We start from the raw sequence: 24577 nt of genomic DNA on the forward strand, positions 1-24577 counted from the left end.
AAGCATTATGTTCTCGCAATTTTTTATTCGCAGACCCATTTTTGCCGCAGTTATTTCACTGTTATTTTTTATAACCGGTGCCATAGCGGTATTTCAGCTGCCGATTACTGAATACCCGGAAGTGGTTCCCCCCACGGTGGTGGTAACCGCTAACTATCCGGGCGCTAACCCAAAAGTGATTGCCGAAACGGTGGCATCGCCGCTGGAACAGGACATTAACGGCGTGGAAAACATGCTGTATATGTCGTCGCAGGCTACCTCGGATGGCCGGATGACGTTAACGGTAACCTTTGCTATCGGTACCGACGTCGATCTGGCGCAAAGCCAGGTGCAGGCCCGGGTCGACCGCGCGATGCCGCGTTTACCGCAGGAAGTGCAGCGGCTGGGCGTGGTCACCGAAAAATCATCGCCTGATTTAACCATGGTGGTGCATTTAACCTCGCCGGACGACCGATATGACATGTTGTACCTGTCGAACTATGCCGCACTAAACGTTAAAGACGAACTGGCGCGCATTGACGGCGTCGGCAGTGTGCAATTGTTTGGTGCCGGTGAATACAGTATGCGGATCTGGCTGGACCCGAATAAGGTGGCAGCACTGGGGTTATCGCCGGCACAAATCAGCGCGGCTATTCGTGAGCAAAACCAACAGGCGGCAGCCGGTAGTTTAGGGGCGCAGCCCAGTGGCGAATCAGATTTTCAGCTGCTGATCAACGTGAAAGGCCGGTTAGCTACGGTAGAAGAGTTTGAAGATATTATTATCAAGGTGGGCAGCCAGGGCGAGCTGAGCCGCTTAAAAGATGTGGCCCGGGTCGAGCTGGGCGCCTCTAACTATGCGCTGCGCTCGTTGCTTAACAATAAAGACGCCGTGGCACTGCCTATTTTCCAGGCGTCAGGCTCTAATGCGATTCAGATTTCCGACGATGTACGCGCCAAAATGGCCGAGCTGTCGAAAAGCTTTCCGGACGGCTTAAGCTACGACATTGTGTACGACCCCACGGTATTTGTGCGCGGTTCAATTGACGCGGTAGTAAAAACCTTGCTCGAAGCAGTGCTGTTAGTGGTGCTGGTGGTGGTGCTGTTTTTACAAACCTGGCGCGCCTCCATTATTCCGTTGGTGGCGGTGCCGGTGTCACTGGTCGGTACTTTTGCCTTTATGCATCTGCTGGGCTTTTCAATCAATGCCTTATCTTTATACGGTCTGGTGCTGGCGATTGGTATCGTGGTAGATGATGCCATCGTCGTAGTAGAGAACGTTGAGCGTAATATCAGCGAAGGCTTATCGCCGCTGGCGGCCACCCAAAAAGCGATGAAAGAAGTTACCGGGCCAATTGTGGCCACAACGCTGGTACTGGCTGCGGTGTTTATTCCTACTGCCTTTATGTCGGGGTTAACCGGCCAGTTTTATAAGCAGTTTGCGCTAACCATTACTATTTCTACCTTTATCTCGGCCATTAACTCGTTAACGCTAAGCCCGGCGTTAGCCGCCCTGTTGTTAAAAGGCCATGGCGAGAAAAAAGATGCGCTTACCCGTGGTATCGACAAGCTGTTTGGCCGCTGGTTATTTGCGCCGTTTAACCGCTTTTTTGCCCGTTTAAGCAACGGCTACGGCTGGTTGGTGAAAAAGGTTATTCGGTTTGGCGCCATCGTTGGCGTCATGTATATCGCGTTAGTTGGGGTAACGGGCCTGCAATTTGCTACTACCCCCACCGGTTATGTACCCGGCCAGGATAAACAGTATCTGGTAGCCTTCGCCCAGTTGCCGGATGCCTCTTCACTGGAGCGCACCGAAGTGGTGATAAAAGAGATGTCGCGCATTGCGCTGGATTACCCGGGCGTTGCTAACTCTATCGCTTTTCCGGGCCTGAGCATTAATGGTTTTACCAACAGCCCTAACGCCGGCATTGTATTTGTTGGTCTGGATGCTTTTGAAGAGCGTGATAGCGAAGCATTATCCGGTAATGCCATTGCCGCGGCGTTAAACCAGCAGTTTGCCGGTATTGAAGATGCTTTTATTGCTATTTTTCCGCCGCCTCCGGTAATGGGTTTAGGCACCATTGGTGGTTTCCGGCTGCAAATTCAGGACCGTGGCAACCATGGTTATGAAGAGCTGTACAACGTGACCATGCAGGTAATGCAAAAAGCCTGGGGTACGCCTGAACTGGCTGGTGTGTTCTCCGGTTATCAGGTTAACGTGCCGCAGCTGGATCTGGATATCGACCGCACCAAGGCCAAGCAGCAAAGTGTGGCATTGGATGAAGTATTCCAGACATTGCAAGCTTATATGGGCTCGGTATACGTCAATGACTTTAACCAGTTTGGCCGGACTTATCAGGTCAATATGCAGGCAGACGAGCAGTTCCGCCAAAATGCGGCGCAAATTGCTCAGCTGAAGGTGCGTAACCTGCAGGGAGAGATGATCCCGCTGGGCTCGTTTATCAATGTCACCGACACCGCCGGGCCAGACCGGGTAATGCATTACAACGGCTTTACCACTGCCGAAATTAACGGTGGCCCGGCACCGGGTTACAGCACCGGTGAAGCCCAGGCGGCTATTGAGAAAATACTGGCTGAAACCCTGCCCAACGGTATGACCTATGAATGGACCGAACTGACCTACCAGCAAATTCTGGCGGGCAATGCCGGTATGTTTATCTATCCGCTGGTTATTCTGCTGGTGTTTATGGTGCTGGCTGCCCAGTACGAAAGTTTAAGCTTGCCGCTGGCGATTATTCTGATCATTCCGATGACGCTGTTATCGGCACTGAGCGGGGTAATGATTTACGGTGGTGATAATAACATCCTGACTCAGATTGGTTTAATAGTGCTGGTGGGGCTGGCCACCAAAAATGCCATCTTAATTGTCGAGTTTGCTAAAGAGCTGCAAGACCATGGCATGAAGGCGATGGAGGCTATTCTGGAAGCGAGCCGGCTGCGTTTACGGCCGATATTGATGACGTCTATCGCCTTTATTATGGGGGTGGTACCGATGGCATTTTCCAGCGGTGCCGGCTCTGAAATGCGCCAGGCGCTGGGGGTGGCGGTATTCTCCGGCATGATAGGCGTTACAGTTTTCGGCTTAATCTTAACCCCGCTGTTTTATTACATGTTGGCCAAACGTGGTGATGAAAAAGTCCGTGGTGAGAAAAAGGCGCTGCAACCGGCAACAACTATAGCAACAGATACTGTGGAGAGACCTCATGCGTAATAAACTGAAACTTACCACCATCGCAGCGTTGGTAGCGTCACTCAGTGCCTGCGCGGTGGGGCCGGATTATCAAACACCGGCTAAGGTAGCGGATATCAGCTTTACCAGCCCGTACCAGCAGGCAGAACATTTGCAAAGCTGGTGGCAGGCATTTGATGATGCAGCCCTGAACCAGCTGATTAGCCGTGCCCTGGTGGAAAACCGTACCCTGGTGCAAGCCAGGGCTAACGTCGACCGGGCTTATGCGGTGTTTCGTGATGCGAATGACGATTTCCTGCCCAAAGGGTCATTAGATGCGGGTTACCAGGCCAGTGAAAACGCCACTTTGTCGCCCGTAGATGATGGCGTAATCACCCGGGGCTACAGCACCGGCGCCAGCTTGAGTTGGGACCTGGATTTGTTTGGCAAAATACGTCGTGCCAGTGAAGCCGCGGAAGCGCAGGCGCAGCAGGCCGATATTTTATGGCATGATGCCCAGGTGCAGTTAATCAGCCAGGTTGCCACCAGTTATGGTGAATACCGCGGCGCGCAACTGCGCTTAGTGGTCGCCGAGCAAAACCTGCAAAACCTGCAGCAAAGCCGGACTATCGTGCTGGCCCGGCTGGATGCCGGTATGGCATCCGAGTTAGAGCTCGCGCAAATTGACGCTCAGTTGCATCAGGTGCAAGCAATGGTGCCGGCATATCGGGTGGCACTGTTAACGGCCGATGCCACCTTGTCGGCTCTGCTGGCGCAACGGCCAGGCCAGTTAAAATTGGGTGCGGTACCACATTTGCCCGAGCTAAGTCAGCCGGTGGCAATAGTAGCGGGTGAAAACTATCTGCGTTACCGTGCCGATGTCGCAGGCGCCGAGCGTTTATTAGCTGCCCGCACTGCCGAGATTGGGGTGGCAACGGCTGATTTATACCCAAACCTGTCGGTACGTGGCTTTCTGGGCTTTATATCAGGCCCCGGCTTAGCCCTGAACAGCGACACGCAAAGCTGGTCGGTCGCGCCCACCCTCAGTTGGCAGGCTGCAGATTTGGGCTCGGTAAAAGCACGTATTCGCCAGGCCGAGGCCAGCAGTCAAATGGCGCTGGCTCAGTTTGAGCAGCAGGTGTTTAATGCCATTAACGAGATGCAATTATCACTTAACAGCTATAACTTAAGTCGCGAACAGCAACTAAGCACCGAGTTGCAATGGCAGGCCAGTAACAAAGCGGTGCAAATTGCCCGCCAGCGTTACAACGCCGGTACAGGTGAGTTTTTGGACTTGCTTGACACCGAGCGCGAACTGCTCAGAAGCCGGGACCAACTGGCGCTATTACAACAGCAAAGTTTTATCCGGCTGGTGGCCATTTACCGCAGCTTTGGTGGTGGTATTCAGCTGATGTAGCGCAGGTGTGGCACTGAGTAAATACAAAAAAGCCGGTAATGCCGGCTTTTTTCGTAAACCAGCATTGTTTAAACCTGATCCGGTATCTCCGGTTCGGTTAATAACGCCAGTAACTGCAAGGATTCCTGCCAACCGGCGTAACAAAATTCTACTGGTATCGCCGCCGGCACGCCGGTTTGCTCAATGCTAAGTTCGGTACCGCAAATTACCGGCTTTAAGCGAATGGTGACCTGCATGGTGCCGGCCAGGTTAGGGTCGTCAAACTGGTCATTCAGCCGGATAAGCTCGTTTGGTTTTAATTGCAGAAACGTACCGGCAAAGCTATGGCTGTGGCCGGTGCTAAAGTTGGTAAAGGCCATTTTGTAGCCGCCACCTTCCCGCGCATCCATGCTATGCACTTTGCAGGTATAACCATGCGGCGGGTACCACTTTACCAGCGCTTCCGGCTCTAAAAAGGCGCGGTACACCCGCTCTGGCGTAGCTTTCAGTACCCGGTGCAATGTTACGGTATTGCCTGACATAACAAATCTCCTATAACAAAAGCGGCAGCAAAGCGCCGCTATAATTGGCTGTATCATAGCGTAGTCGAAAGAGTGGGGGAGGATTGGACAGTGAGGGAGAAATCTATTATCGGTGAAATATTTTCTGGTCACGTTGAAATCAAAAAGCCGGAAACATTCGGCTTTTTAATTTCGATTGTAGGCTGCTACACAATATCGTCCAGAGCTATACCAACATCAGCTTCAATACGTTTATACTGCGCTTTAACTTCAGCATATAGCTGACTGACTTCCATTAAATATTCTTCGTAGTCAGCGCGGTCACGTAAGGTTTCACTAGTTAATAGCTGTTCGTTGTACCTTACCGCGTCACGTAGCGCCTGCACCAATAAAGGCGCAGCGGCGTTTGAAATTTCAATCATTTTGCTATCCTTTCAATTTGAGTTGCGAAAGACCTTAGCAGATTTCTGAATGTAGCTATAGGCATATCGTGCGCAGGAGCAATAGTGTAGTGAGTTGCCATAAAGGTTTCGTTGTAAGAGTCTTTAACAATCGCTAAGCCGCGTGGTAACGGTGTTCCCGCAGGAATGATGTAATGTACCCAGTCCTTGCCCTTTGGTACTCCGGGTTTATCAAAAGTGGATATGCCGCGTGGCCAATGTTTAACCTTAACCCAACCGTTCTCAATGGTGATATCTGGCTTACGGATCCTGCCATTCGACATTTTGTGAGGGGTTTCAATCAGATCAAATAGAGCAGTGTTTTTCTTGATGTTCAGACCGCGCCACAAATTAACTGGTACTGCGCCATCGAAATACCTTTCAAGTTCACCCATTGAGATGAAAACATCCTTCAAAACAGATTGTTGTTCCATAGCTCTAGTTCCTTATTTTTGCATTGTGATTTAAAAGTTAAATTATGGTAATTAATTTATGTCTTTGAAGCGGCAAAAGCAAGAACTGGCGTCTGCGGAAATTATCTAGTAACGAATGTTTGGCTTGACTGGATTCTGCATTATGCAAAGTTATACTTATTGTTAAATGGAAGTTTGGAGGTAGCTATGACACGAATCACTATTAAGCTGGATGACGAGCTTATTCAGCAATTAAAGCAAGCTGCAGCCGAGGCGAAGATGACACAAAACCAGTGGCTGGCCAGTCTAATTCAACAGCGCTTAGCCAACACTTTTCCACAAGCCGTTTGCGATATGGCTGGAAGCTGGCATGAGTTTCCGCAGCAGGAAGAACTGCGTGCCGGGTTTGGTGAGGATATAACGCGTGAATCGCTCAGGTTTTAGCGGTTGAAATACATTCAACTAAACACTATGCTTTTTGGCAAGTGGATTGGGGGTGCCCGGTCGGCGTCACGGCCTCGGTGAGTATCATCGGGGCTTTTCACTTTCTGGTGTAGGGTAAATTTTCATGCCGACGCCTTCAAAAAGCTTTCCCTAACTTAGCTCTACCGCCGTCGCAATGGAATTTTTCTGTTAACACATCAAATGCACGATTTTCTTGCGTGGGTCTTAACGTTTTTAATCCGATAGGGCGGGCGACCAGATCGGCGAGAGATGTTTGCAAGCAGCCTTTACGGTTGATGTAATGATCATGCGTTACTCGCCCTAAAATTGCGGCTTAAGGCTATTGTCGGCGGTTCGGCGATCAGCCAGAATAGCGCCAGTTTGCAGTAGAGGTTGCTATGGTTAATCTGGCTTTGATGGGTGCGTTTATTCCGACCTTTTTATTTGTGTCGGTTACGCCGGGCATGTGCATGACGCTGGCAATGACGCTGGGTATGAGCCAGGGCGTACGCCGTACTTTCTGGATGATGTGGGGCGAGATGCTGGGGGTGGCATTGGTAGCAATGCTGGCGGTACTGGGCGTAGCGGCAATAATGTTGCAATTCCCTGCCGTTTTTCAGTGGTTTAAAATTATAGGCGCCTGTTACCTGGCTTATATTGGCCTGCAAATGTGGCGGGCCAAAGGTAAGCTGGCGATACCAACAGCCGGCATGGTGCCGCAGCTGCTGCCAAGGCGCACGCTGTTTAGCCAGGGTTTTATTACCGCAGTGTCTAACCCCAAAGGCTGGGCTTTTCATATGGCGCTGCTGCCGCCCTTTATCGACACCCAGCTGGCGTTCTGGCCGCAGCTGGTTATTTTGATCAGCATTATTCTGCTGCTGGAGTTTTTATCGATGCTGCTGTACGCCAGCGGCGGTAAAGCTTTGGCGCTATTTTTAACCCGCTCCAACCGGGTGCAGTACTTAAACCGCATCGGCGCCAGCCTGATGTTTGGCGTGGCGCTTTGGATGGTGTTAGGGTAATTAAACTACTATTCCCAGCCTTTACCCGGTGCTTTGGCGCTGCCCAGGCCACCGCTTAGTACCAGCTGCAATGCTTCGGCCGGTTTCATATCAATGTTGCGGGTGCAACTGCGCGGAATAATAATGGTATAACCGCCCACGTTGTAAGCCATCGGAATAAACACCGCCAGCTGATCTTCCTGCATCAGCGATGACATCCGGTCAGTTGGCTGGCCGCCGTACTTGGTAACAATACCGATTAGCTCAATCTCGGATGACGGCAGCTTGACCATGACTACCGAGCCGTCGGTGAAGTTTTTGCCTGACATCAGGTCAATAATGTCCTGCAACATGCCATAAACCTGTTTGGTGCCGGGCAGCTTCATTAAAATCTTGCCAGGCAACTGCCAGAACCAGTTAAAGTTAGGCCAGCGCGAACTGTAGCCGACAGCGATACAGACCAGTAAAAAGCTTAATATTGCCATGCCGGGCAGGTACCACCGCTCAGGCAACACCAGTTGTAACATCGGGTTTAATACGGTTTCAACGGTATGCAACAGCCAGCGGATTAATTCCAGAGTAATAACCAGTGGCAGGATAATAACCAGGCCTTTTAATAAACTTTTAATAATGATTTTCATGGGGCTCTTATACAGGGCAGCTAAGCGGACGGGCGCTAGCATAGCAGTTAACTAAAGCCCTGTACCAGTGCATATCCATTACCCGCCCGTTTATCGCGCGAGTGGCTAAAGTGGGTAATGGCTAAAGCGGCTATTACTGACTATCTTTAGCGTTAAGCCTGCACTTCTGGAAAGCAAAACCATGCCTGATTACACCCGGCCCGGTGTTTACGTCAATGAAATACCGGCCAGCCCCCAACCTGTTACAGCAGTATCGACCAGCACTGTCGTATTTGTTGGTTGTGCTGCCAGTGGCCCGGTTAATCAGCCGGTGCTTATCAGCAGTTTTACCGAATATCAGCAGCTGTTTCAGCGCGCTACTGCAGCAGAGCAGCATACACAACCCGATCCGATGACGTTGGCTGTTATGGCTTTTTTTGGCAATGGCGGCAAAGACGCTTATATTTACCGGCTGGCCAGCAAGAACGACGACAATGACGTTGCCAGCTTAACGGCAAACGATTACAGCCACTTTTACCAGACGGTCCTGGCCACCCTGGATGATTACAGTCTGTTACTGCTGCCCGGTCAGCATTGGCAGAGTAACAAACATGCGCAAAGTAACGCTGTGATCAGCGCCACGTTAACATTTTGCCAGCAACAGCGTCAGTGTATGCTCCTACTGGAGTTAGCTGCTGACTTACACCTTAGCAGCGCCGCGGGTGCAAGTATTCTGGGCTTACCTGCATCCAGCTTTGCTGCGCTGTATTATCCGTGGTTAACCATCACAAACCCGCTGGCAAAAGGTACGCTGACAATACCGCCGGCTGCCGTGGCTGCGGGTTTATACTGTCGTAACGACGCCCGTTATGGTGTCTGGAAAGCCCCTGCCGGTGTGACGGCTAAACTAATGGGCATTACCGGGCTGGCGTTTAACATTGATGATAGCATTCAGCAGCAGCTCAACCCCCTGGGTATTAACTGTATCCGGACTTTGCCCCGGGTAGGCACGGTGGTGTGGGGCGCCCGCACGCTGGCCAGCCAGACTGACCAGGAGTGGCGTTATATTTCGGTAAAACGCACCGCCATTTTTATCGAGCAGAGTATTATTCAAAGTTTACAATGGGCCCAATCCGAGCCAAATGATCAGCCTTTATGGCAAGCTGTCCGGCGTAATATCAGTAATTTTCTGGTTACCCTGTTCCGGGCCGGAGCGATGCAGGGAGTCACGCAAAATGAAGCATTTTTTGTCCGCTGTGGCCTGAATGAGACAATGACCGAAAAGGATATTAATCTGCAACAACTGGTTATCGAACTTGGCTTTGCCCCGGTTAAGCCGGCAGAATTTGTTGTTATCAGCATTACTTATAAACTAAGCCCGCCCTGAGTCGATGGCAGCACATCTTTACAATACCGAATGGCCCGGCACTATTCGGGCCGGGCAGCCCTGAACACGGCGGACCGCTTATGCTAAACTGGCGCAAATTTTCGCTTAGCTAACCCTTTTCAGGAGTTTTTTGTGGCTGCATTAAGTGCTTTATATCCGCAACCATTATGGCAATGGTTTGAACAAATTTGTGCTATACCTCACCCGTCAAAACATGAACAAGCGTTAAGTCAGCATATTCAGGACTGGGCCCGCAAGCTTGGCTTAAGTGTGGTTGAAGACAAGGTAGGCAACCTTATTATTAAAAAGCCTGCTACAGCGGGTATGGAAAACCGCAAGCCAGTGGTTATTCAGGCTCATTTAGATATGGTACCGCAGAAGAATGCTGACAAAGTTCACGACTTTACCAAGGATCCGATAGAGGCTTACGTTGATGGTGACTGGGTAACGGCCAACGGCACTACTCTGGGTGCCGATAACGGCATTGGTATGGCTTCAGCCCTGGCGATATTAGGCAGCAGTGAAATAAAACACGGGCCGTTAGAAGTATTGTTAACCATTGACGAAGAGGCCGGCATGACCGGCGCCTTTGGCCTGCAGCCTGGCGTGCTGGAAGCTGAGATCCTGATCAACACTGACTCTGAGCAGGAAGGTGAGATTTATATGGGCTGTGCCGGCGGGGTGGATGCTGAATTCAGCGTGCCGGTAAGCTGGCAAAGTGTTCCAGCCGGCAGTCAGGCGGTTACCCTCAGCTTAAGCGGTTTAAAAGGCGGCCACTCCGGGGTCAATATTCATTTAGGCCGTGGCAATGCCAACAAACTGCTGGCCCGTTTCTTGGTAACTGAAGCCCGCGAGCTGCAATTGCAACTCAGTGAAATATCCGGCGGTTCATTACGTAACGCTATTCCGCGCGAAGCCGCGGTAACGCTTTGTCTGCCTGCCAGTAAAGTTGATTTACTGCAGCAGAAAATCAGTTTCTTTGAGCAATTAGTGCAAACAGAATTAGCAGCAGTAGAACCCGCCATTAAATTCAGTCTGCGTGAAGCCAGCCTGCCGCAACAGGTAATGACTGATGCCAGCCAGCAAGCACTGTTAAACCTGCTGCATGCCTGCCCGAATGGGGTGATGCGGATGAGCGACGATGTGCCGGGTGTTACCGAAACTTCACTGAACATGGGGGTGATTAGCACCGCTGGCGATCAGGTACAGGTATTGTGTTTAATCCGCTCGTTAATTGATTCAGGCCGCGAGCATGTTGAAACCATGCTGGCTTCATTGGCTGAACTGGCGGGGGCTAAAGTCAGTTTCAGTGGTGCTTACCCGGGCTGGAAACCTGATCCGGACTCGGCCGTGATGAAAATCGTCAACGATACCTATCAGGATATTTACCACAAACAACCGGTGATTATGGTTATTCATGCCGGTTTGGAATGCGGCCTGTTTAAAAAGCCGTATCCAGAGATGGATATGGTCTCGATTGGTCCGACTATCCGTTATCCGCATGGCCCGGATGAAATGGTTAATATTGAAACTGTTGGCCAGTATTGGCAATTGCTGCTGGCTGTACTGGAGCGGATCCCCGCCAGGAGCTGAAGCCGGTAACGTATCCTGAATTGTGGCGGAGTCTGGCTGTTAGCCGACGGCAAATAGTCAGACTCAGCAAGGGTTAAGTTTAATGCCAACATACTGAGATAATTTAGTTTAACCGGGGAGCAATAGATGTCAGCAGCAGCCGACAACACACCTGATACAGACACTACAGATGATCCATTAGCCAGTCACCATACACCTGTCAACCTATCTGATCGCATCGCTTTTCGACTAACCAAAATGCTGCGTTTCTGCGCCGATACTTTTTTTGCCAAACGCTATGGCCACCGGGCGGTTATTCTGGAAACGGTCGCCGGGGTACCGGGTATGGTTGCCGGCATGCTGCGCCATATGCGCAGTTTACGCCGGATGGAGGACGATCACGGTTGGATCCGTACCCTGCTGGATGAAGCCGAAAATGAGCGGATGCATCTGATGACTTTTATCAAAATTGCTAAACCAAACTGGTTTGAGCGGTTTCTGATCCTGATGGCCCAGGGGATGTTTTTCAGCGGCTTTTTACTACTGTATATTGTTTCGGCAAAAACGGCTCACCGGTTGGTCGGATATTTTGAAGAAGAAGCGGTATACAGTTATAGCTGTTACCTGGAAGAAGTAGACAATGGCACCATTGACAATATAGCAGCGCCCGAAGTAGCTATTGATTATTGGGATTTGGCTACAGATGCCCGCTTACGTGAGGTAATTATTGCCGTGCGCGCTGATGAGGCGGGCCATCGTGATGTAAACCACGATTTTGCCAACCAGTTGGCAGGTAAATCTTAACCGGAGTCAGACTAATATTGATGTTTTAGTTTTTTGCAACTAACCTTAGCTAAGACGCTGTTAGCTATACGTAATTTCCTAAGATAGTGAATTTCTGATGGACAAACAACTCGAGCAGCTTGCCCAGTTTGTGGCCACAGCCAACACTGTTGAAGGCTTAACCCGGCCGTTATTAGCCTTATTGCAACGGATAACCGGCCTCGAGTCGACCTACCTGACCGCCATTGATGAAACTGCTGGTGTGCAACATATTTTAATTGCCCACAATGCCGGCGCTTTGCAACTGCCTGAAGATTTGACAGTGCCCTGGCAGGATACCCTGTGTAAAAGAGCACTTGAAAGCATGCAGTTTGTCACAGAAGATGTGGCAGGCTGCTGGGGCGACTCTGATGCCGCCCGCGAACTGGGTTTAAAAAGCTATATCAGTGTGCCGGTTATGAATCAGGACGGCAGTATTTTTGGTACTTTATGTGGTGCCAGCTCGCACAATGTAGCACTGGCGGGCATGGCGCATTTACCCGAGCTGTTGCAACTGTGCGCCGATTTAATCGCCCATCAGCTTAACCGGGAGAATCAGGCAAAACTTACCGCAGAGCGGGCAACAGAGGCCGAGCAGCAGCTGAACAGAGTAAGTTTGTTCGCCAAAGTCAGTGAACTGTGTATGGCAGGGCAATCGCTTAGTTTAACCATCAGTCAAACAGCAGAATACATGCTACAAAGCGGCTTTTGCAGTCAGGCGATAGCCTTTGATCTGGTGGATGACGAATTGGTCGCTGTCAGTCCGCAGCAACAGCACTGGCAGGAAGTAGTGCAAGCGTTACGGTCGGAACTGAGTGCAGAAACCCGCCGCCGCACGCTTATTCCCATTGAGATATCTGAGCAGAAGCAACAGCAGTTCAGTGAGTTTTTACAAGCCGGCCACAGTACGCTACTAATTAAAGTATTCGCAGAATACACCCCGGCAGCTCTTATTTTTGTTCAGGTCTCGCCCTCTACCGCTGCCCGCGCTGAAAACAAAGCTTTACTGTCGGCTATCAGCAACTCGTTATCATTACTGGCCAGCCGACTGGCCGACCATAAAGCCCTTACCATGCTTAATCAGCAATTAGAGTATCAGGCGCAGCACGATACGCTGACTGCCCTGCCAAACCGGCGGTATTTATTTGATGAACTGGCCCGGCAACTGGCCCGGGCTGGTCGCCAGCAACTGAGTTTCTTTATTTTGTTTATTGATTTAGATGGCTTTAAAGCAATTAATGACAGTTATGGTCATGAAACCGGCGATGAGTTTCTCCGCGAATTTGCTACCCGCATCCGCAAAGCGATGCGCAGTGGCGATTTTGCCGCCCGTCATGGTGGTGATGAGTTTGTGATGCTTTGTCAGTTCTCAGCCGGTAGCCCGGCAGATCTGCAGGCAGAGCTTCTGGTAAAGCGCATTCGTGCCGCTACCAGCGGCAACTTTGTTCTGACCACCACGACGCTGGACTATCAGGGCCCAAGCCTGGGGGTTGTGCAATGGCAACCTGGTGATACTACCGATGGCGATAAACTGCTTAGCCAGGCTGACGCAGCGATGTACCAGGATAAACAGCTGCGGCGTAAAAAACGGCAAGCATAGCAATAATCAGGGCAGCGGCTTAAGTGACAAATCGCTAAGCTGGCTGCGTAGCCGGTTCATAAACGCAATATCCGGGTCATTCTTTTCAGTAAAATAGTTAGCATCGGTTTCTTTCCACCATTTGGTATCCCTAAAGCGGTGATATTCACTATGGCCCAGCACATATTCAATCGGATACTTGTTTGCTAAGTAACTAATCAGTTTGGTATTGGCTGTAAGCTGCGCTTCCGTCATTGGCAGGCTGTTGCCGTCGGCTATATTTTCAATACCAATGGCGGTGTAATTCAGGCCAATAGTATGGCGGGCCATGGTGGTCTCGGGCATTAACTGGTAAATAGTGCCATCCCGGTCAATGACAAACTGGCTGGAGACATTTAAATCGCCGCCAGAGCGGATCCCATCGCGTGCAGCCGGCAGCTGTGGCGGGTTAAAGGCGGCAAAGGTTTTTTCAAATGTCGGGATCACTGTCCAGTGCACCACTACCATCCGCGGTTCAATAGTGGGCTCGTCCTGCACCATACCGTAGCGCTCCTGCATATACTGCAGGGTCAACGCTTTACGCTTGTCATCAAAAATAATGGGCTTTTGAATAATCACCAAATCGTCAGGTATTGTTTCGGCGGCATACAAGGGGGTCACTAACCCCAACAAACATAGCAGCACTTTTTTCATAGTTGTTCCTTATCGTCAGAACCCTTCAGAGTAATGACTGTAAAGCTGATTCCTAGCAATGTAAATATTACCTTTAGCTGGATAACGAACTACAGCTTATTACATTTCAACGTTCTCCCGATATCTTATAACCGATGAAGTTCGGCTAACTAATAATAATATTTTCAACAGGTTAGTGGCTTCCCCGCTGAGCGTGACACTTCTGGAAGGGTAGCACCACCAATGGGTATTAATTATGCATCAACTCGCTTTAAGCAAATTGGCTAAACACTTTTATAAGGAGACAACGACAATGAAGCTTCGACGCATTGAAACGCCGGGCATAGCCCATTATGCCTGGCTGCTGGCCGATGGTGAGCAGGCGATGTTGGTGGACCCCAGCCGGCATGTGCAGAAATATCTGGACACGGCCCGGGAGATGGCAACCCGGATTACCCATATAGTGGAAACCCATCGCCAGGAAGATTTTGTTATGGGTTCGGCATGGTTAGCAAAGCGCAGCGGTGCCAAAATTTATAATGGTAAATTTGAGACTTTTGGCCATGGCGATGTCAGGTTAGAAGATGGCGATACCTTTCATGTCGGCAAGCTATTAGTTCGTGTATTTCACACCCCCGGCCATACGCCAGAGAGTATGTGTTATGCCGTTTATGAGGACGACAATGCCAGCTCAGCATGGGCGATTTTTACGGGTGATACGTTGTTTTTTGGCGATACAGGTCGCTCAGATTTGCCGGATGAGGACAAATCAACGGAAAATGCCGGCCGCATTTATGATTCAGTACATAATAAATTGGCTGATCTTGGTGATACCGCATTAGTATTGCCTGCCCATGGGCCGGGATCAGTCTGCGGCAGTGGCATGGCTGAGCGTTCGTGGTCAACGCTTGGTGATGAAAAAACCTACAATGATGTTTTTACGCTGTCGCGGAAAGCGTTTGCCCAAAAGAAAGGAGCGGAACGACTGCCCCGGCCACCCTATTTTCGTCATATGGAGAAGGTTAATTTGCAGGGAGGCTTGCCACCCAAGCTGCGAGATGGTGATGTTGGTTTAGTGAACGTAGCTGATTTTGCACAAGGTGCAGAAAACCCACATATTTACGATACCCGTTTGCCGGAAGCCTTCGCCGGTGGCCACATTCCAGACAGCTACAGTATCTGGCTCGGTGGCTTGCCGGTATTTGGTGGCTGGGTCGGTAACGCCAATAGCTCTGTCTATCTGGTAACAGATCGTAATGATGACGTAGACCCCGCTGTCCGCCATTTAAGTAATATCGGCCTGGATAATGTGCGTGGTGCCTTAGCCGGCGGGTTTGAAAGCTGGCGGGACGCCGGGCGCGATGTGGAGCATAGCGGCGCGATTACTCCAGGGGTGTTGCATAACATGGATAACAAGCCGCAAGTGCTGGATGTACGCGAGATTGACGAGTTTGACAGTGGTCATATACCCGGTGCAGTACATTGTTACGTCGGCTATCTGGCGGATAGACTCAGTGAGTTACCTTTAGATAAAGCGCGGCCTGTAGTCGTGACCTGCGGAGTAGGGCATCGGGCCGGCTTGGGTGTCAGTATTCTGCTAAGAGCAGGTTTTAAGGATGTCAGTAATTTATTAGGTGGTATGAAAGCCTGGCAAGCGCTCGGGTTTCCGTTAATAAAATAGGTACATAATGACACTGACGGTTCGCCCTTGCCAAAACGATTGAAACAGGCCCGCCTTCTGCGTGGCTTGTCGCAACAGCAGCTCGGCATTCTTGCCGGGATGGATCGTTTTGTCGCGTCTGCGCGAATGAACCAGTACGAGCGGGGAGTGCATGCGCCGGAATTTAAAACCGTTGTAGCGCTGGTGAAGGTTTTGCAGGTGCCAACGGCCTACCTGTTTATCAAGCGGTGACATCATCGGCGACGCCTTGCTGTTAATGGCCGAAAGCTTAGCGTGGGGTGGCAGTGTTTTACCGATTATTTGAGTTAACAGCCTTATTTACCGGCAAGGCAATTTTATTTCGATAAGAGAGCAGTAGCTCTGGTTTTAACAGCAGAGCACACCACAAGCCGATAATAGCAACTGTCAGTATTGTCCATGAAGATAAAATAGCAAAAACGGCAATTGTAACTTCTGGAAATTGGCGTACTTCATTGACCAGCGGTCCATAATGTAAGATCTCGTTCCAACCCGCGATACATGCTGCCAGCAGGATGATTAGTGTAAAACCAATACCTGTAAATACACTGAGTTTATTCTTTATACCTGTTGAGCGGCGGAGGGTTTTGTTGGCATAAAGCCAGGTTCCGGTAAGAACGATTAAACACAACACTAGTGAGAAAAATACCCAAACAAGTTTCACAGTTAAACTGCCAAAATCACCAAAATGCAACGGATCGGCAAGATGAGAGATAATCCAGTAAATGGGTAGTTCGCTGGCTTTTTGATTGTGTAAAATCTCAGCTGTACGCCAGTCGAAAACCAAGTGATTAGCTCTGTCACGGATCAGTGGATTACCCGTACGACCCATTATTGTGACAATGCCTGCCTCAGCGTTGAGTGATATTTGCGAGACTGCAATATCGGGCCTCACCTTGGCAGTTTTAGATACCAGTTCGTTCAGTGATAGAAAGGGCAATTGCTTGTCAGAGTGAGGGCCGGGTATGGCATTAAGTGAATACTCAGCATCGCCGGCATACGCATACACGCCATCAATTTCCGCCCGGCTCGCCTCTATCAGGTACCAAATGCCGGTAACGGCAATAATGATTGAGAACCACAGGCTCCAGACGCCTGAAAACCTATGCAGTTCACTCCACAATTTTGGTCCTTTCTCCCATTTAAATCTGAAAAACTGCCGCCACCACTTTCTGAAAAAAAACAGCGCTGACACAATTGAAGTGAAAAAAACCAAAGAGAAAATATAAACAATCCAGTATCCAACGCCTGCTACATCAAAAAAGCTCATATGAAAACTGCGGAAAAATCGCTGAATGGTGAAGTAGCTTGAGCTCCCTGTAATTTCGCCGGTAGCAGAGTTAACCAATACCCGTACACTGTTCTGATGCGGCAAGTCCACCACCACAGTAGCTGCGAAATTGTTGTACATTGGCGCATCCAACCAACGCACCGCTCCGTCAGGGTGTGCTGATTGCACAGCGGTATATAGCTGCTGCCAGTCGGTAGGTGCGGTATGCGAGGTAACTTGTAAATCGCGGTTGGCGAGCCAGTCGAGTTCATACGACACAACAGCAAAAGTCCCGCTCCAGCAGAGGATGAAAAGCATTAGTCCGCCGAAAACACCGGTAAAACTGTGTATGGCAAACCAGCTTTTTGACTTCATTATTTCTCCTGATTAAAGGCTGGCCAGTGCATTAAAATTACTGGCCAGCCTGGTTGTGCTGATGTTGATAGTAGTTAGAAGCGGTAGTTTAGTCCTACCCGGAATAAACTTCTGTTACCGACATCAACCTGATCTGCCCGGGCGCCAGAGTCCTGCATTGATAAAATAACGGTATCATCAAAAATGTTACTGCCAAAAACAAACAGCTCTAACTTATCGGTCGCCTGCCAGTTTAAGCCAAGGTCAAAAGTAGTATAAGCCGGTAACTGTATATTGTTAGCGCTGTTGCCCTGGCGCTCACCAATGTGGATGAAACCGATTGTGCCGGTTAACTGAGGCAGTGCAAAGTTGGAAAAATTGTAATCGGCAAAGCCACTGACTTGTAACTTCGCAGTGTTGGCAAATTCATTTCCGGCAAAGGGGCCTGTGTCGGTGCGAACAATCTCTGAATCAAGTATTGAGAAGCCGAGGCGAACATTGAGTTGCTCGTTCACCCGACCGGCAAACTCGGATTCAAAGCCAGATATTTTAACCTCGCCAAAGTTGATAACAAAGAACTCATTCAAGTCATCGTCATTAGTAGGGTCTGAAGCAACGATATCATTTCTTCTGGTATGAAATACGCTGCTGGTCCACAGTAACTTATCGTCAAACAACGACGCTTTAATGCCTATTTCATAGCTTTTGTCATGGGTCGGGTCCACCTCTTCTCCCGCTCTGGTTACCCCACCTTGTGGTTGATAAGCGTCGCTATAGCCAGCAAAAAGTGTCAGGCTTTCGGTCAGGTCGTAAGAGCCCGCAATGCGGATAGAAACGTTATCACTACCGGTAAGGCTACCATAACTGTCTGCTTCGAACTCGGAGTACTGGGCGCTTAGCAGTGTTCTGAATCGTGGTGAAAATGATGACAAAAGTTTTAGGTAATAGCCGGTCTCGTCAATATTTACACCACCAATGTAAGGATCGTTGGGCAACACAGTGACATCAGTACTCAGGGAGTCAGGGTCTGGATTGAACAAATCAACAGTTGTATTGCCGTTAACCTCAACATCGTAAAACTTACCAGTTTGTTCAGTTTTAAAGTGACTTACTCCGGCAATAACGGAATTGTCGATACCAGCAAACAAGGTGTCATACTGAAATTCCAGTTTGGCGTTGAAGATATCAGAGTCAGAATCCCAGACAGCATAAGACGCATCCATAGTAGTATTGCCATTCCAGGTAATACCATCGGGGTTGTAAGGACTGGCATCGCCACCAAAATATTCCGAATTTGCGTTTCGGTATTCACGGTTTATATATTGATAGTCTGTGATGCTATACATACCACGTATTGAAAGGCTATCTGTAAGCTGGTCTGCTATTTCAAACGTCAGGCGGTCTATTTCGTTAACTTGCTCGCCAGAGTTCTGATGCCAGCTCCAGTCGCGCGGCGCAAAGCCACCGTCAAATGCACCTTCAACATAAATGATTCCACGGTCTTGAGGATCAGACTGATACACCCGTTCAAACATGGTCGTGATACTGCCAGTATCACTATATGCCCAACGAACGGAAGGGGCGAACACATAGTCATAAATACTGTCGTTGTCTTTTCTGCCCTTACGCCATTCTGCTGATTCAGTGTAAGAGCCAATAAAACGGGTCTGCAGCTGACCACTATCCATAAAGGATTCGTTGATATCTACAGTGGCTTCGCGCTGACCATAGGTCCCCGCTGATAAGGTAAGGTTCCTTTTGCTGCCATTAAACGGCTTTTTACGGATAATATTAATAACGCCGCCCGGTTCAGTTACCCCAAAGTCGGCGCTTGCGGCACCCTTCAGTACTTCAACCCGTTCAATGGTTGCGAAATTTGGCCGGATGGACAGGGGGGCCTGTTTAACCCCATCGAAATAAAGCTGGCCATTAGTGTCAAAGCCCCTGATGATGATGCCATCAGCCGTCCATCCGCCATCGTCAGATAGTGTTACGCCTTGAACATATGTCAGTAAATCTCTGAGTCTGTCAGTCTGCGAATTATTAATAAAATCTTCAGATAATACGGCGATACTCGCCGGCAGTTTATTCATATCAAGATCAACCCCTAACGAGGAGGTCTCTTGAGGTCTGTATTTATTTCCAACCACCACTACCACTTCAACTTCGCTTTCATCTGTTGTTTCTTGAGCTGTGGCAGACCAAGTCATACCCGACAAACTCAATGCAGACGCAACGCTCACCACAATGCGAGAGTGACGGAAAAGTTTGCTGTTTTGTTCAGTATCTTTGATGCTATTACCGGCGCAATACGTCATTTTCAGGTTTCCGTTTATTGTTCTTGAGGCGCGATATTATGATTTATGCGAAAGCAAATGACAAGCGTTCTCATTACCGAGAGTGGTAATTTATTAGGGTTTAGTCAGAAAGTTAGAGCCATACCGAATTGCGTTGGCTGGATAATTTAACCAGGTTCTTAATAAGCGATATTTCGGAATTAAGGATGAAAACACTTTTCGCGTAAACACAATATGCGGATTATTTGGGTACATCGAATTTACTCAAATAGAAGTATGGTTGAAAAACAAAGTGCAGAGGTCGTACGATGTCGGTAGCACAGAGGTAGCACTGGGCTATTTTCAGGAAGTAGGGTAAAACGATAAGCCTTTAAAAATGGTGGCCCCAGCTGGGTGAAACGAGCGCAGTAACAAAGCAGCGCTTTGTGCGAGTTGAACGCGCAGCTGCTTTAGCTGCAAGAGGGAATAGTCCGCTGTGGGTTAACATGAAAGCGAAGCTTGAAATGGTGGCCCCAGCTGGACTCGAACCAGCGACCGATCGATTATGAGACTCCGTTTGCAAGCAAATACCACCGCATTTTCTGCGCTTTAACCACCATGCAGGTTAGCTACCTTACCAGTTTCGTTACCAGTGTAACGTTATACTGGTAACGTATTACCATGGCTTTGCTCATCTCCCCATTAGCTACCAATGTGGTTGCTCTCAACTCTTACCACCATGATGAATCATAAATTAAACCTGTGTGAAACAACACTGTTTCTTTTGCATCATTTTGTTTAATATTGCATTTCCCTATGAGTAACCGAATTAGCCGCCAATCGCGGTAAATGATTAATAAATGACCTTGAAAATGCTGTTTGAAGATTTGAGTCTAACCACATTTTCCACATCGGCTAATTAATTGATTTTTTTTAGCTATTGGTATCATCACTATTTCAGTATATTTTTTTTCAATGTTTGAAACGGTCGTTCGATTTTAAATTCCTATCACATTATTCATGGTATTACGTTGTTTTCGTTTGAGATTTCAGTTTTTAAGTGTTTAAAATTTGCGAAATTAACGGCTGAAGGTTGTTTCATGGAATTCCCTAAACCGTTTTTTAAAAGCTAGAAAAGTAATAGTGAATCAAGCAGATGGGGAGTCATTGATGTACAAATACCGTGGAATAACGATAAACCCTCTAATAAACAACAACAGTGAGTACATATTTCAAGAAGTAATCGTTGGGGCAGCAATGTTCTACAAGGCTACAACTTCTTATCTCAGTGATTACCTTGGCACTGAAGCTCCAAGCTTTTTAGATTCGAAAATTTACGCAAACATTAACCTAATAAAAGATTACGTGCTGCTTGGAAAGTGTCCCGAAAAGTGGAATTTAGATGATTTGGGCTCAGACGAATATAACGTTATTAATTCGCTGTATATGCTCTTTAAAGTACGTTTAGAGTTTTACAATTACAATTTTATAGGGATCACCGAATCAGAAAGATACTTTTGCTGCTTTGTGTTATCAGCTTTTACTCGCTTTCGATACGATGGAAAGTATTGGGGGGAGTTTTTACCTAACGACCTTGAACCAGATTATGACGATGACGATGGCGATGAGAATATGTTTTTTACTCAAGCTGAGTTAGCAGCACTAATCGGGGTTTCTGATGATTACTTCAAGCGCTTGCTGAAAAATGTTAATGACTGGCTTAATGACCCTAAAGTGCTATCTAAACTTAAAGATAATAATGGCCAAAGTTATTATGATGTTGTCGAAAATGCAAAAAAGATGGCCCAGCACTATACCTCAGAAGACACAAAAAAAGAGCACGTAGAGAATTTAGAGAAGCTCTGGATTAAAAAATTTATAACAGTTTCAACCCCTGCAGATTTCGAATGTGAGAACAAAGTTCCACGTTCATTCTCGATTGTAGAGTTGTGTGATGAGCTTTCTGGGTATATCACAAATAGAAGTTCCAGCAAAAAAGTTAAATTTTTTTACAATCAGCAACAAACAACCTGTCTATTAAATCTATTGGCCGTTAAAGGATATTACTCACTCAGCCACTAACATAAAAAGAGACTGACTGTCAAAGAGCTTGTTGCCTCGGCGCTTTATTCTGTATTCACCAGTAAACTCCTGTTCGTCATTAAGACAAAAATTAATTTAAATTTAAATAAAACAGGAGCTTACTCGTATGAGTGCAACTATACCTTTCACTAAAAAAAATAACCAAACCATCGTATCAACAAGTCATGACAATGGTTTGTTAATTGCTGAAGCTAATGAAAATGAAATGCTTTGTTTTATTTTGCGGTCAGATTCAGAAGCTTTCGAACAGGGTGTAATCGAAATATATCCATCGGAGTATGAAAGCCCTAAAGAAGCTATGCTCGCTGATGAAATACATTCTTCTGATGGCTCTAGCAAGCTAACCCAAGACGAACTTGAAGGCTTCTATGCTTATGTATTAGGCGGTAGCATCGTACCGATTATTTCTGGCTTTTTGCTAGACCTTATGTTCGAACATGACACTGATCCAGAAAATCCGTGTCATTTAACAGCTGTACAAATATGCGACAATTTTAACTTTGCTGCTTCTGGTGCTGATCGCATAGAACGATATGATCATAAGCGCGTGTATGAACCGCATGACAAGCACGTTCAAGATGTGCTGTATGAATACTTGGGGCGTTACAGCTCGGGCTTTTATACCTATAACCCTGCAGAAATGGAACTGGATTTTAAACGGAATGATGATTGCGCCTACGTCGTTATATGTGATTACTATCGTGATGTTCACGATGATAATCGGATGGTTCAAAACATTGTTGTAGCAGAACTGCATATCTAGAAGTCATCACAATTTTCACCTGTAGCATTGTTTTATACGTTAATGCACACAGGTAAATTCAGATGATAAATAAGGTAGATGTTAAAGATTTAACAGCATCTACCTTTCCATAGCTGCAGCAATGATTACGTTTTTATTTAATGGGTCCTCTTGCTGTTGCTTCCACAATACAGATAACTCATGCACACCGTTAACGGTAGTGCGTTGGTTATTCTATTGTTTGATGGAACATGAACATGGTAGCAGCTACTACTACACGTAATGCAATGATTGACTGGTTATTGACCAATAACACCCGATATCACCTTACTTTGACGTTTACGAGGTTTACCCCTGAGCCTGTATGCGTTTCCCGATTAAACAAGCTTATCAAGCAGCTGAACAGAGCAATCTATAAGCGACGTTTTAAAAAAGGTTTATCGTATTTAAACGGTTTTGCAGTGCAGGAATATACCACTGCAATGCAAACATACCACTTCCACACACTGATTGCTGATGATTACTGTTTACCCACGCATGACAGGTTTGAGCAGCTGTTAAACAAGCAGTTGGACTATCTGAAGCGCTACAACAGCCAGTACTACATAGCCCACTACTTACTACAAGACTACTACAACGACGGAAGCAACAAGCTGGAACGATACTTAACCAAGCAATTTGAGTTTGGTGGTAGCAGATCCAGTAACCGTGTTGGGTTGCTTTCTGACACATCAATCTATTTGGAGATTTCAAATGAGTACCAAAGTTAAAGAACCAAAGTCAGCCAAGCTGATACTGGAATCCAAAGCGAACCGGAGAACCATGGACAGGGAGCAGTGCCATGAGTGCAAAAGGTGGCGTTCACCAGCATGGAAGTATTTTAAAAGTAACTATGGACCAGTACACCTATGTATAAGGTGTGAAGCTAAGGTACTTGACCGATCTTTTGGTAAGATTGATGTACTGGATAGAGCGAAACACCATGGCCATTTCTATGCCAGAGGTTTTCGACAGTGATATTGCTATAACCAGAGCTGTGGAGCCTGTTAGCTGCTACAGAGAATAAACCACATCTATAAACGATTGTAAGCCGATGCAATGCCTTTTGCTGATAGCTCATCACGACAGTGAGCAACCACTGTTAAAATCGATTTTAGATGTGGTATCAACGTGACTACAAAGTATCCTATCCGAGGAAGCAGTGGTATCGAACATCGATGCAGTGTGAACGGTATTTCGCGAGTTACCCAACACCGTGAAAATAGTTAGCGGATCTGGATTGTATAGCAGGTAAAACAATACGTGGTAATAGTTCCACGTATTGCCTAGTTCGATGGGACGCCTGAACAGATTTTAAGACTTTTTACTGGAAACCCGTTTTTTAATAGTGCTGTAGTAAGTAGCTGCACCAGCTGGGGTTAATTCACAGTGCTTGACGAATTCATCAATAATATCTTTACGGGGGATATGTGGATCATCCGCCAGTAACTTGCTGTAAAGAGCCGTAGCCCGTTCCATTTTAGTAGCTGGTGCTTTTGCATCTGTATTGACAGCAGGTGCAGATACATCAGCTTTAACAGGTTTAGTTACTGGTAAGTTGTTGCCAGATTTCATTGGTAATCTCCTTAATTTCAGTATCAGAAACACATTCCAGACCGGATACATCTTCAAGCAGCATCCCAGTGAGTTCATCGACTGTTTCACGGGTTAAAGCTTGCCCACTAAGCAATTCAGCGACCATTTCTGACAGCTGGATGACTTGCTCTGCGGTAAGGTGTTTATCGGTAATCATGGTTTGTGTTCCATTGGTTTTGATGGGGTAAGCATCAAACCGTTTACCCTTAATGGCAACGCGTTGACCCTAAAACTTTTTAGCGGGATGGTGGTACTACAACATCAGGAGGTATCACTATGAACGAGCAAATAATCCGTTATCCGAATGGCCAGATTATCGGACGTATAAGGGAGCTACCAGACAGGATTGAAGCCAGAACACCTGGCGGGGTGTTGTTGGGATGGTACTGTAAAGTATCAGACCGAACCCGTTACGCAACTGGCGTACAGTTTGCCATTGGTAACGCAGTTCGGATGCTGTTGTAG

The 24577-nt window shown here is 47.8% G+C and carries 23 protein-coding genes; 14 read left to right on the top strand and 9 right to left on the bottom strand.

The window, feature by feature from the left end; all coding sequences use genetic code 11:
• Positions 1-7: 7 nt before the first annotated feature.
• Entirely contained in the window at positions 8-3208 is a 3201-nt protein-coding gene (locus tag KG631_RS10055) for a multidrug efflux RND transporter permease subunit (RefSeq protein ID WP_213999425.1), read from the top strand.
• Positions 3201-4583, top strand: a complete 1383-nt coding sequence (locus KG631_RS10060; protein ID WP_213999427.1) for an efflux transporter outer membrane subunit — start codon at positions 3201-3203, stop codon at positions 4581-4583. The genes KG631_RS10055 and KG631_RS10060 overlap by 8 nt, the downstream gene beginning before the upstream one ends.
• A gap of 68 nt (positions 4584-4651) precedes the next feature.
• Here KG631_RS10060 and KG631_RS10065 read toward each other — a convergent pair whose 3' ends face one another.
• The 3 genes from KG631_RS10065 to KG631_RS10075 form a co-directional block, all read right to left on the bottom strand.
• A complete protein-coding gene (locus tag KG631_RS10065; RefSeq protein ID WP_213999430.1) occupies positions 4652-5104 on the bottom strand; it encodes an SRPBCC family protein in 453 nt (150 codons plus the stop codon).
• Between the two features lie 185 nt (positions 5105-5289).
• Positions 5290-5505, bottom strand: coding sequence for a hypothetical protein (locus KG631_RS10070; RefSeq protein WP_213999432.1), 216 nt, complete (start codon positions 5503-5505; stop codon positions 5290-5292).
• Positions 5502-5957 (bottom strand): hypothetical protein, encoded by a 456-nt coding sequence (locus KG631_RS10075; protein ID WP_213999434.1) that lies wholly within the window; start codon positions 5955-5957, stop codon positions 5502-5504. Before KG631_RS10075 ends, KG631_RS10070 begins: the two co-directional genes overlap by 4 nt.
• 186 nt (positions 5958-6143) lie before the next feature.
• On the opposite strand from KG631_RS10075, the gene KG631_RS10080 reads away from it, so the two are divergent.
• Both KG631_RS10080 and KG631_RS10085 read left to right on the top strand, forming a co-directional pair.
• Positions 6144-6380: a CopG family transcriptional regulator gene (locus KG631_RS10080; RefSeq protein WP_213999437.1), complete on the top strand. Its 237-nt coding sequence runs from the start codon at positions 6144-6146 to the stop codon at positions 6378-6380.
• Between the two features lie 398 nt (positions 6381-6778).
• A complete protein-coding gene (locus tag KG631_RS10085; RefSeq protein WP_213999439.1) occupies positions 6779-7402 on the top strand; it encodes a LysE family translocator in 624 nt (207 codons plus the stop codon).
• Positions 7403-7410: 8 nt separating this feature from the next.
• Here the strand turns inward: KG631_RS10085 and KG631_RS10090 are convergent, their stop codons facing one another.
• On the bottom strand, positions 7411-8022 hold the full coding sequence (locus tag KG631_RS10090; protein ID WP_213999441.1) for a DUF502 domain-containing protein: 612 nt from the start codon (positions 8020-8022) through the stop codon (positions 7411-7413).
• 181 nt (positions 8023-8203) lie between these two features.
• On the opposite strand from KG631_RS10090, the gene KG631_RS10095 reads away from it, so the two are divergent.
• The 4 genes from KG631_RS10095 to KG631_RS10110 all read left to right on the top strand — a co-directional run bounded on the left by KG631_RS10095 (position 8204) and on the right by KG631_RS10110 (position 13382).
• The gene (locus KG631_RS10095; RefSeq protein ID WP_213999451.1) at positions 8204-9388 is read left to right on the top strand and encodes a phage tail sheath subtilisin-like domain-containing protein; all 1185 of its coding nucleotides are present in this window, start codon (positions 8204-8206) and stop codon (positions 9386-9388) included.
• Between the two features lie 132 nt (positions 9389-9520).
• Complete coding sequence (locus KG631_RS10100; RefSeq protein WP_213999453.1) at positions 9521-10981, top strand: beta-Ala-His dipeptidase; 1461 nt, start codon at positions 9521-9523, stop codon at positions 10979-10981.
• A 126-nt stretch (positions 10982-11107) separates the two neighbouring features.
• Complete coding sequence (locus tag KG631_RS10105; protein ID WP_213999455.1) at positions 11108-11764, top strand: alternative oxidase; 657 nt, start codon at positions 11108-11110, stop codon at positions 11762-11764.
• Between the two features lie 97 nt (positions 11765-11861).
• A complete protein-coding gene (locus KG631_RS10110) occupies positions 11862-13382 on the top strand; it encodes a sensor domain-containing diguanylate cyclase (RefSeq protein ID WP_213999457.1) in 1521 nt (506 codons plus the stop codon).
• A gap of 6 nt (positions 13383-13388) precedes the next feature.
• Here KG631_RS10110 and KG631_RS10115 read toward each other — a convergent pair whose 3' ends face one another.
• Positions 13389-14054 carry a peptidoglycan recognition family protein gene (locus tag KG631_RS10115; protein ID WP_213999459.1) on the bottom strand — a complete coding sequence of 222 codons (666 nt, stop codon included), beginning with the start codon at positions 14052-14054 and terminating at the stop codon, positions 13389-13391.
• A 292-nt stretch (positions 14055-14346) separates the two neighbouring features.
• Here KG631_RS10115 and KG631_RS10120 point away from each other — a divergent pair, with 292 nt between their 5' ends.
• Both KG631_RS10120 and KG631_RS10125 read left to right on the top strand, forming a co-directional pair.
• Positions 14347-15714, top strand: a complete 1368-nt coding sequence (locus tag KG631_RS10120) for an MBL fold metallo-hydrolase (protein WP_213999461.1) — start codon at positions 14347-14349, stop codon at positions 15712-15714.
• Positions 15715-15741: 27 nt separating this feature from the next.
• Positions 15742-15945 (top strand): helix-turn-helix transcriptional regulator, encoded by a 204-nt coding sequence (locus KG631_RS10125; protein ID WP_213999463.1) that lies wholly within the window; start codon positions 15742-15744, stop codon positions 15943-15945.
• A 58-nt stretch (positions 15946-16003) separates the two neighbouring features.
• Here the strand turns inward: KG631_RS10125 and KG631_RS10130 are convergent, their stop codons facing one another.
• Positions 16004-17377 carry a PepSY-associated TM helix domain-containing protein gene (locus KG631_RS10130; protein ID WP_213999465.1) on the bottom strand — a complete coding sequence of 458 codons (1374 nt, stop codon included), beginning with the start codon at positions 17375-17377 and terminating at the stop codon, positions 16004-16006.
• 74 nt (positions 17378-17451) lie between these two features.
• Positions 17452-19566: a TonB-dependent receptor gene (locus tag KG631_RS10135; RefSeq protein ID WP_213999467.1), complete on the bottom strand. Its 2115-nt coding sequence runs from the start codon at positions 19564-19566 to the stop codon at positions 17452-17454.
• 1209 nt (positions 19567-20775) lie between these two features.
• Here KG631_RS10135 and KG631_RS10140 point away from each other — a divergent pair.
• The 3 genes from KG631_RS10140 (at position 20776) to KG631_RS10150 (ending at position 23247) form a co-directional block, all read left to right on the top strand.
• Positions 20776-21714, top strand: a complete 939-nt coding sequence (locus tag KG631_RS10140) for a hypothetical protein (protein WP_213999469.1) — start codon at positions 20776-20778, stop codon at positions 21712-21714.
• 127 nt (positions 21715-21841) lie between these two features.
• Positions 21842-22498, top strand: coding sequence for a hypothetical protein (locus tag KG631_RS10145; protein ID WP_213999471.1), 657 nt, complete (start codon positions 21842-21844; stop codon positions 22496-22498).
• Positions 22499-22734: 236 nt separating this feature from the next.
• Positions 22735-23247 carry a hypothetical protein gene (locus KG631_RS10150; RefSeq protein WP_213999473.1) on the top strand — a complete coding sequence of 171 codons (513 nt, stop codon included), beginning with the start codon at positions 22735-22737 and terminating at the stop codon, positions 23245-23247.
• 583 nt (positions 23248-23830) lie between these two features.
• Here KG631_RS10150 and KG631_RS10155 read toward each other — a convergent pair.
• Complete coding sequence (locus KG631_RS10155; RefSeq protein ID WP_213999475.1) at positions 23831-24091, bottom strand: hypothetical protein; 261 nt, start codon at positions 24089-24091, stop codon at positions 23831-23833.
• Positions 24060-24269 (bottom strand): hypothetical protein, encoded by a 210-nt coding sequence (locus KG631_RS10160; protein WP_213999477.1) that lies wholly within the window; start codon positions 24267-24269, stop codon positions 24060-24062. The genes KG631_RS10155 and KG631_RS10160 overlap by 32 nt, the downstream gene beginning before the upstream one ends.
• Positions 24270-24388: 119 nt before the next feature.
• Here KG631_RS10160 and KG631_RS10165 point away from each other — a divergent pair, with 119 nt between their 5' ends.
• Entirely contained in the window at positions 24389-24577 is a 189-nt protein-coding gene (locus KG631_RS10165; RefSeq protein WP_213999479.1) for a hypothetical protein, read from the top strand.

This window comes from Arsukibacterium sp., assembly GCF_018402695.1.
Taxonomy (GTDB): domain Bacteria; phylum Pseudomonadota; class Gammaproteobacteria; order Enterobacterales; family Alteromonadaceae; genus Alishewanella.